This window comes from Paraeggerthella sp. (assembly GCF_048427265.1).
GTDB lineage: Bacteria > Actinomycetota > Coriobacteriia > Coriobacteriales > Eggerthellaceae > Paraeggerthella > Paraeggerthella hominis.
Genome location: NZ_DBFOSR010000049.1, coordinates 1 through 7,490, shown reverse-complemented (window position 1 = coordinate 7,490; position 7,490 = coordinate 1). Strand labels below are relative to the sequence as shown.

The 7,490-nt window shown below is 60.7% G+C and carries 9 protein-coding genes; 7 read left to right on the top strand and 2 right to left on the bottom strand.

The genetic code is table 11. The features are described 5' to 3' along the window. Positions 1-312 precede the first annotated feature (312 nt). From rpsL to rplW, 7 genes are all read left to right on the top strand, one after another. Complete coding sequence (gene rpsL / locus ACMNI9_RS04785; RefSeq protein WP_418831059.1) at positions 313-684, top strand: 30S ribosomal protein S12; 372 nt, start codon at positions 313-315, stop codon at positions 682-684. Between the two features lie 117 nt (positions 685-801). Next, complete coding sequence (rpsG, locus tag ACMNI9_RS04780; RefSeq protein WP_114567124.1) at positions 802-1,272, top strand: 30S ribosomal protein S7; 471 nt, start codon at positions 802-804, stop codon at positions 1,270-1,272. A 14-nt stretch (positions 1,273-1,286) separates the two neighbouring features. Beyond that, positions 1,287-3,392 (top strand): elongation factor G, encoded by a 2,106-nt coding sequence (gene fusA / locus ACMNI9_RS04775; RefSeq protein WP_114567125.1) that lies wholly within the window; start codon positions 1,287-1,289, stop codon positions 3,390-3,392. Positions 3,393-3,425: 33 nt separating this feature from the next. Next, positions 3,426-3,734 carry a 30S ribosomal protein S10 gene (rpsJ, locus tag ACMNI9_RS04770; RefSeq protein ID WP_009304899.1) on the top strand — a complete coding sequence of 103 codons (309 nt, stop codon included), beginning with the start codon at positions 3,426-3,428 and terminating at the stop codon, positions 3,732-3,734. A 6-nt stretch (positions 3,735-3,740) separates the two neighbouring features. Then, positions 3,741-4,370: a 50S ribosomal protein L3 gene (gene rplC, locus ACMNI9_RS04765; protein ID WP_370632880.1), complete on the top strand. Its 630-nt coding sequence runs from the start codon at positions 3,741-3,743 to the stop codon at positions 4,368-4,370. A 31-nt stretch (positions 4,371-4,401) separates the two neighbouring features. Then, positions 4,402-5,025 (top strand): 50S ribosomal protein L4, encoded by a 624-nt coding sequence (rplD, locus tag ACMNI9_RS04760; RefSeq protein ID WP_114567127.1) that lies wholly within the window; start codon positions 4,402-4,404, stop codon positions 5,023-5,025. Beyond that, positions 5,025-5,309: a 50S ribosomal protein L23 gene (gene rplW, locus ACMNI9_RS04755; protein ID WP_114567128.1), complete on the top strand. Its 285-nt coding sequence runs from the start codon at positions 5,025-5,027 to the stop codon at positions 5,307-5,309. The genes rplD and rplW overlap by 1 nt, the downstream gene beginning before the upstream one ends. A gap of 28 nt (positions 5,310-5,337) precedes the next feature. On the opposite strand, the gene ACMNI9_RS04750 is transcribed toward rplW, so the two are convergent. Together ACMNI9_RS04750 and ACMNI9_RS04745 are read right to left on the bottom strand one after the other, a co-directional pair. Further along, the gene (locus ACMNI9_RS04750) at positions 5,338-6,870 is read right to left on the bottom strand and encodes a recombinase family protein (RefSeq protein ID WP_418831057.1); all 1,533 of its coding nucleotides are present in this window, start codon (positions 6,868-6,870) and stop codon (positions 5,338-5,340) included. Between the two features lie 82 nt (positions 6,871-6,952). Beyond that, positions 6,953-7,490: FIVAR domain-containing protein (locus tag ACMNI9_RS04745; RefSeq protein WP_418831055.1), on the bottom strand; the 538-nt coding region annotated here is incomplete at its 5' end.

Here is a 7,490-nt window from a genome sequence, read left to right as displayed (position 1 = left end):
CGGTCTTGCCCAGCGTGCCCGCATGCTTGTCAAGAATTCTTCGCGATTATTTGGAAAACAATGGACATTTTGTAGTTCGTTTGCCTTCGATATTTGTTTTACCTGCGCAAACGTATGTCAATACCTATGGATACTCCCGGATGCGTGGCGTTTGACAACCCTGATAGCGGGTGGTAGAGTTCTCGTTCGCGTCTTAATGACGTGCGTTTTCCTGTGTGAATCAGCTGAGCACACAGGAAGGCGATGCGACAAGCGATTCCTTATTTCAGTATAAAGGCAATCGGACAAGTAAGAGGTAAAAGGAGAGAAGCTTTGCCTACTATCAACCAGTTGGTCCGCAAGGGCCGCAAGCAGTCGGTCGACAAGAAGAAGACACCGGCTCTGAAGGGCAACCCGCAGAAGCGCGGCGTGTGCACCCGTGTGTACACGACCACGCCGAAGAAGCCGAACTCGGCTCTGCGTAAGGTCTGCCGCGTGCGCCTGGTGAACGGCATGGAGGTTACGGCCTACATCCCGGGCATCGGTCACAACCTGCAGGAGCACTCGATGGTGCTCATCCGCGGCGGTCGTGTTAGGGACCTCCCCGGTGTGCGCTACAAGGTCATCCGCGCAGCGCTCGACTGCTCTGCGGTGGACAACCGCAAGCAGGCTCGCAGCCGCTATGGTGCCAAGCGCCCGAAGTAAGTAACCATTAAGTCGCGCGGGCCGCGAAACCGCAGCTTCCCAAAGGGGGAGGCGACGGGGGCCTAATGGACGGAAAGAATGCCGTCTCGAAGCGCGCAGGAACAAAAAGGAGAACACATGCCGCGTCGTGCAGCAGCAGTCCGCCGTGAAGTACAGCCGGACGCCCAGTACAACAACCGCCTTGTCACGCAGTTGATCAACAAGATCCTGCTTGACGGCAAGAAGGCCACCGCCGAAGGCATCGTCTACGGCGCTTTCGCCATCATCGAGGAGAAGACCGGCGGCGACCCGCTGGCCGTCTTCAAGAAGGCTATGGACAACGTCCGCCCCACGCTCGAGGTCAAGCCGAAGCGTGTCGGTGGCGCTACCTACCAGGTGCCGATGGAGGTCAACTCCCGCCGCGCCACTACGCTTGCGATCCGCTGGATCGTCGACTTCTCTCGTAAGCGCAAGGAGCACACCATGAAGGCCCGCCTGGCCGCCGAGATCATGGACGCCGCCGAGAACACCGGCGCGTCGGTGAAGAAGCGCGAGGATCTGTACAAAATGGCCGAGTCCAACCGTGCGTTCTCGCACTACCGCTTCTAAGGGGGCACGCGCTCATGGCTAAATCCCCTCTGAACCAAACGCGCAACTTCGGCATCATGGCCCACATCGACGCGGGCAAGACGACGACGACCGAGCGCATCCTGTACTACACCGGCAAGACCCACAAGATCGGCGAGGTGCATGACGGCGCCGCGACGATGGACTGGATGGTGCAGGAGCAGGAGCGCGGCGTGACCATCACCGCCGCCGCTACCACCTGCTTCTGGGAGAAGGACGGTGCTGAGTACCGCTTCCAGATCATCGACACCCCGGGCCACGTTGACTTCACCGCCGAGGTCGAGCGCTCCCTGCGCGTTCTCGACGGCACCGTTGCGGTGTTCGACGCCGTTGCCGGCGTGCAGCCGCAGTCCGAGACCGTGTGGCGTCAGGCCGAGCGTTACGGCGTGCCCCGCATCGCGTTCATCAACAAGTACGACCGCGTGGGCGCCGACTTCTTCCACGCCATCGAAACCATGAAGGACCGTCTGGGCGCTGCCGCTATCGCTGCTCAGATGCCCATGGGCGCCGAGGACAACTTCTGGGGCGTCATCGACCTGGTCACCATGACCGCATGGGACTTCAAGGCCGACGACAAGGGCATGACCTACCCCGAGCCCATGGACGCCATTCCGGCCGAGTTCGCCGAGGAGGCTGAGCTGCGCCGTCAGGAGCTGATGGAGGCCGCCGCCGACTGCGACGACGCTCTTATGGAAAAGGTGCTCATGGAGGAAGAGGTGACGGTCGAGGAACTGAAGACCGCCATCCGCAAGGGCGTCATCAACTGCCAGATGAACCCCGTGTTCGTGGGCTCCGCCTACAAGAACAAGGGCGTTCAGGAACTGCTCGACGCCGTGGTGGACTACCTGCCGAGCCCGCTCGACATCCCCGCCATCAAGGGCACGAACCCCGATACGGGTGCCGAGGAAGAGCGTCCCGCCGACCTGAAGGCGCCGTTCAGCGCGCTGGCCTTCAAGATCATGACGGACCCGTTCGTGGGCAAGCTCACCTACCTGCGCGTGTACTCGGGCAAGCTGGATTCCGGCTCCTACGTGATCAACGCGTCCAAGGACAAGAAAGAGCGCATCGGCCGTCTGCTGCAGATGCACTCCAACCAGCGTGTTGACATCGACTCCTGCGGCGCAGGCGACATCGTTGCCGTCGTGGGTCTGAAGGCTACGTCCACGGGCGACACCCTGTGCGACGACAGCGCTCCGGTCATTCTCGAGTCCATGGAATTCGCCGAGCCGGTTATCGACATCGCCGTCGAGCCGAAGACGAAGGCTGAGCAGGACAAGATGGGCGTCGCGCTGCAGAAGCTGGCTGAAGAGGACCCGACGTTCCGCGTGTCCACCAACCAGGAGACCGGCCAGACCATCATCGCCGGCATGGGCGAGCTGCACCTCGAGATCATCGTCGACCGCTTGCTGCGCGAGTTCAAGGTCGAGGCGAACGTCGGCAAGCCGCAGGTTGCTTACCGTGAGACGGCTACCAAGCCGGTCATGGGCGCCGAGGGCAAGTTCGTTCGCCAGTCCGGCGGTCGCGGCCAGTACGGCCATGCGGTTATCAACATGTATCCGCAGGAAGAGGTCGGCAAGGGCTACGAGTTCGAGAACAAGATCGTGGGCGGCGTCGTGCCGAAGGAGTACATCACCCCGATCGACAAGGGCATCCAGGAAGCGCTGAACTCCGGCGTGCTGGCGGGCTACCCCGTCGTGGACATCCGCGTCGAGCTGGTTGACGGTTCCTACCACGATGTCGACTCCTCCGAAGCTGCGTTTAAGGTGGCCGGCTCCATGGCTATCAAGGACGCGCTGCGCAAGGGCGGCTCGGTCATCCTCGAGCCGATGATGGCCGTCGAGGTCGAGACCCCCGAGGAGTACATGGGCGACGTTATGGGCAACCTGTCCAGCCGTCGTGGCCAGATCCAGGGCATGGGCGACCGCGGTAACGCCAAGACCATCAAGGCGAAGGTTCCGCTGTCCGAGATGTTCGGTTACGCCACCGACCTGCGTTCTGCGACGCAGGGCCGCGCTTCGTACACGATGCAGTTTGATTCGTACGATCCGGTGCCGAAGAACGTGGCGGAAGAAATTATCAGCAAGGCCGGCGGCAACGCCTAGGGCGTGCGCGCGAGCATAACGGAGGTAAAGTAAGTGGCTAATCAGAAGATTCGCATCCGCTTGAAGGGGTACGATCATGAGATCGTGGATCAGTCCACGAAGCTCATCGTCGATACCGCGCAGAAGACGGGTGCCAAAGTATCCGGTCCCATTCCGCTGCCGACGGAGCGCAACCTGTACTGCGTCGTCAAGGGCCCGCACGTCGACAAAGATTCGCGCGAGCAGTTCGAGATGCGCACGCACAAGCGCCTGATCGACATCCTGGAGCCGACCCCCAACACGGTCGATTCCCTGATGCGTCTCGATCTCCCCGCCGGCGTCGACATCGAGATCAAGCTGTAAAGGGGGATGTGCGATATGATCAACGCCATCTATGGTAAGAAAATCGGCATGACCCAGATCTTCGGCGAGGACGACCGCGTCATCCCCGTGACCGTGATCCAGGCTGAGCCGAACAAAGTGTGCCAGGTGAAGACGAAGGACAGCGACGGCTACGAAGCTGTGCAGCTGGGCTTCGGCACCATCAAGGAGAAGAAGGTCAACAAGCCTATGGCTGGCCACTTCGCCAAGCAGGGCACGGAGCCCACGCGCTACCTGCGCGAGGTTCGCGTCGAGAACGCCGGCGAGTACAAGGTGGGCGACGAGCAGACGGTTGCCGCTTTCGCCGAGACGAAGAAGGTCGACGTCACGGGTACGTCCAAGGGTAAGGGCTTCGCCGGCGTTATGAAGCGCTGGGGCTTCCGCGGCGGTCCGGGCGGCCATGGTGCGCACTTCCATCGCGCTCCGGGTTCGGTCGGCCAGTGCGCTACGCCGTCCCGCGTGTTCAAGGGGCTCAAGCTCCCGGGTCACATGGGCGTCGACACCGTCACCGTGCGGAACCTCGAAGTGGTGCGCATCGACGAGGAGCAGAACCTGATCCTCGTGAAGGGTGCCATCCCCGGCAGCAAGAACGGCATCGTTCGCGTCCGCATGGCGTAGAGCGCGAATTGAAATAAGGAGCTTGAACAACATGACGACTATCGACATCAAAGACGCGAAGGGGAACAAGGCCGGTTCTGCCGACCTGGCCCCCTCCGTGTTCGGCATCGAGCCGAACGTGCCCGTCATGCACCAGGTTGTGCGCGCTCAGCGTGCGTCCTGGCGCCAGGGTACGCATGACACGAAGACCCGTGGCGAGGTCCGCGGCGGCGGCAAGAAGCCGTGGCGCCAGAAGGGCACCGGTCGCGCCCGTCAGGGTACCATCCGCGCTCCTCAGTGGGCTGGCGGCGGTACCGTGTTCGGTCCGCATCCCCGCAGCTACGCCTTCCGCGTGAACAACAAGGAGGTCAAGCTGGCGATGCGTTCCGCGCTGTCCGCCAAGCTGGCCGACGGCGAGCTGCACGTGATCGACGGCTTCAACTTCGAGAAGCCCTGCACCAAGGACGCCGTTGCCATCCTGAAGGCCTTCGGGCTTGAGGGTCGCACGACCATCGTGATCTCCGATGACGACGTGAACGCCTACCTGTCGTTCCGCAACATCCCCACGGTGAACATCCTGCCTGTTGGCGCTGCTAACACGTACGAGATCATCGACAACAAGGCGATCGTGTTCACGGCTGCCGCTCTGAAGCGCATCGAGGAGGTGCTTGCATAATGAAGGATCCCCGCGAGGTTATCATCCGCCCCGTTATCACGGAGCACAGCTACGACCAGATGGAGAAGAACACCTACACGTTCGAGGTGGCCAAGGACTCCAACAAGGTCGAGATCCGTCAGGCCATCGAGGCTATCTTCGACGTGACGGTGGTCAAGGTGAACACCCTGAACGTGAAGTCGAAGCCGAAGCGCGTGCGTTACCAGCTTGGTAAGACCCGCACGTGGAAGAAGGCCATGGTTACGCTCAAGGAAGGCGACACCATCGAACTCTTCGCTTCATGAGGTAAGTGTTAACTGACCAGGCGTTTAGTTACTTTAGATAGACCCCCAGGCGGATTTCCCCCGTCCGGGGGTCTTTTTCGTATTCTATGCGGTCGACGAGTGTTTTCAGGAAGCCGTTGACCTCCTTCTCGCGTCCCTCGTAGTCCGACAGCGACGCGATGGCCTCCTTGGCGCGCACCACCTGCTCGCGCTTCCTGGGCGCGCTCGCGGCGTCGAAGCGGGCGGCGTCCGTCTGCTCGAGCGTCCGTGCCAGCCTTTCGTCGTGCACGGCCTTGCGCTCCGCGAACTCCTCGTCCGATATGAGACCCTTCTCGGCAAGTCTCATGAGGTTCGCGAGGGCGTTGCGGCACTCGCGCTCGTCGGTTTCGAGCACCTTCAACCGCTCGGAGGCGGCGACCTGCCTGCCGTCGTTTCCTGCGATCGATGCTTCAACGTCATGGGCGGCCGCTTCGAGCGCCGAGATGGCCAAGGGGATCACGTCGTCGAAGTACGCTCCGATCGCCCAGCATTCGTGCTTGTTCGACTTCGGATGCTGGTAGCGCAGCCTCGGCTGCTTGTTCGAGTGCACCGTTTGGAGGCTCCTGCCGCACCCCTTGCATACCAGCAGGCCGGCGAGCGGGTTTCGCAGCTTGGTACCGTTAGGCTCGCGGCTCTGCGGCACGTAGGCGATGACGTCGTTCGCCGCCTGCCATAGATCCTCCGGCACGGTGCCTTCGTGCAATCCCTTCACGATCAGCGTCTTTTCTGGGCAGAGCACTCTTGTCTTGCGGCGCTTCATGCCGTCGTCGAACTCGACGACCTGCTTCCTCTCGAACCATCTGACGTAGCCCTTGTTCGCTGGATTGCGTATGATGCGCCGCACCGTGGACTGGTCCCAGTTCCGGTTCCTAGGGGAGGGGACGCCGCGCGCGTTGTAGTCGTCGGCTATGCCCTGCACCGATCGCGCCCTGCTCGCAACGTCGCGGTACATTTGGACCATGGCGGGGTTGTCGGCGTTTGGCACGAGCGTGTGCTTCCGGTCGATTGTCGCTTTGTCCCATCCGAACGGGGCGAAGGATCCGACGTACTGCCCGTCGTGGACGCTCCTGACGCGTCCCTCCTGCAGGCGCTTCTTGATCATCTTCAGCTCGATGCGGCCGACCATGAGATGCACTTCCATGGTGTCCTCGTCGTTCTCGTCGGCAGGATCGTAGATCTTGCCTGGCGTCACGATGAGGGTGCGCGTGTACTTGAACGCTGCCATGATGGTGCCCTGGTCGACCATGTCGCCGCGCGTCACGCGTTGCATGTCTATGGCGAGCACTCCGTCCCATGCGTTCTGCATGACCTCTCCCAGCAGCTCCCGCATCGTCTCGCGGTCCTGGAGACTGTCGCCGGATACCAGCTCGCGGAACACCTTCGCCACTTTGATGCCGAGCGAATCCGCTAGGCGGTACAGCTCCGCCTCGTGGCGCGCGAGCGTCTCGAACTTCCCGATTCGCTCGGCCTCCATGTCCTCGCGCGATTTGCGCAGCAGCATGGCGTACCTTCCGCTTGCAGGCAGTCTCGTGGTAGAATACACGACGACCCTCCTCTCGTAGGATGGTTATTCGTTGAGCCTCGCGCTGGGTGGCAGCCCGTATGCGCGGGGCTTTTGCTGGCTATTACTGCAATTCTATTTGATCCGCAAATACACCAGGGAGCGAAATGCTTGCGCCCATTGTCGACGTGTACGTAAATAGTCCGATGCATGTACCGTATAGATTTATCATGTCATCTTCGAGGATACGTGAAGACATAAGCTTGGGATCGTATCCAGCAAAGACCACGTCGCTGTAACCTCCGTCTGTTGCGATCCTGAGATTGATTTCTTTTGCCGACTCAGACACTTGCAGTACTTTTCCGCTTACTACAATTTTTTGGCCCTTGTAACTATCGGGATTGCGAGCAAGATCAACATATGGGATTGCGGCATAGTTCGCCGGATTGAATACCTCTTTGAGTCCATTTGATGCAGTTGATAAAGCGGCATTTGCTTTTGTTACTTCATCTTGAGTGGCGTTCTCCTTATTGTAGACAGCTTGGCCGTTTTGTATCGCAGATGCCATAGCTGCATATGATTCAGGTGTATATGATGCTTGGTCTAACGCGGCAAACTTATCAAGCGATGCCTTTAAAAGGCTCTTATCAACAGGCTTTGGT

What these genes read in the sequence shown, in the direction of transcription:
- rpsG (WP_114567124.1), top strand. Translation starts at nt 802, where the DNA reads ATGCCGCGTCGTGCAGCAGCAGTCCGCCGTGAAGTACAGCCGGACGCC.
- fusA (WP_114567125.1), top strand. Translation starts at nt 1,287, where the DNA reads ATGGCTAAATCCCCTCTGAACCAAACGCGCAACTTCGGCATCATGGCC.
- rplC (WP_370632880.1), top strand. Translation starts at nt 3,741, where the DNA reads ATGTGCGATATGATCAACGCCATCTATGGTAAGAAAATCGGCATGACC.
- rplD (WP_114567127.1), top strand. Translation starts at nt 4,402, where the DNA reads ATGACGACTATCGACATCAAAGACGCGAAGGGGAACAAGGCCGGTTCT.
- rplW (WP_114567128.1), top strand. Translation starts at nt 5,025, where the DNA reads ATGAAGGATCCCCGCGAGGTTATCATCCGCCCCGTTATCACGGAGCAC.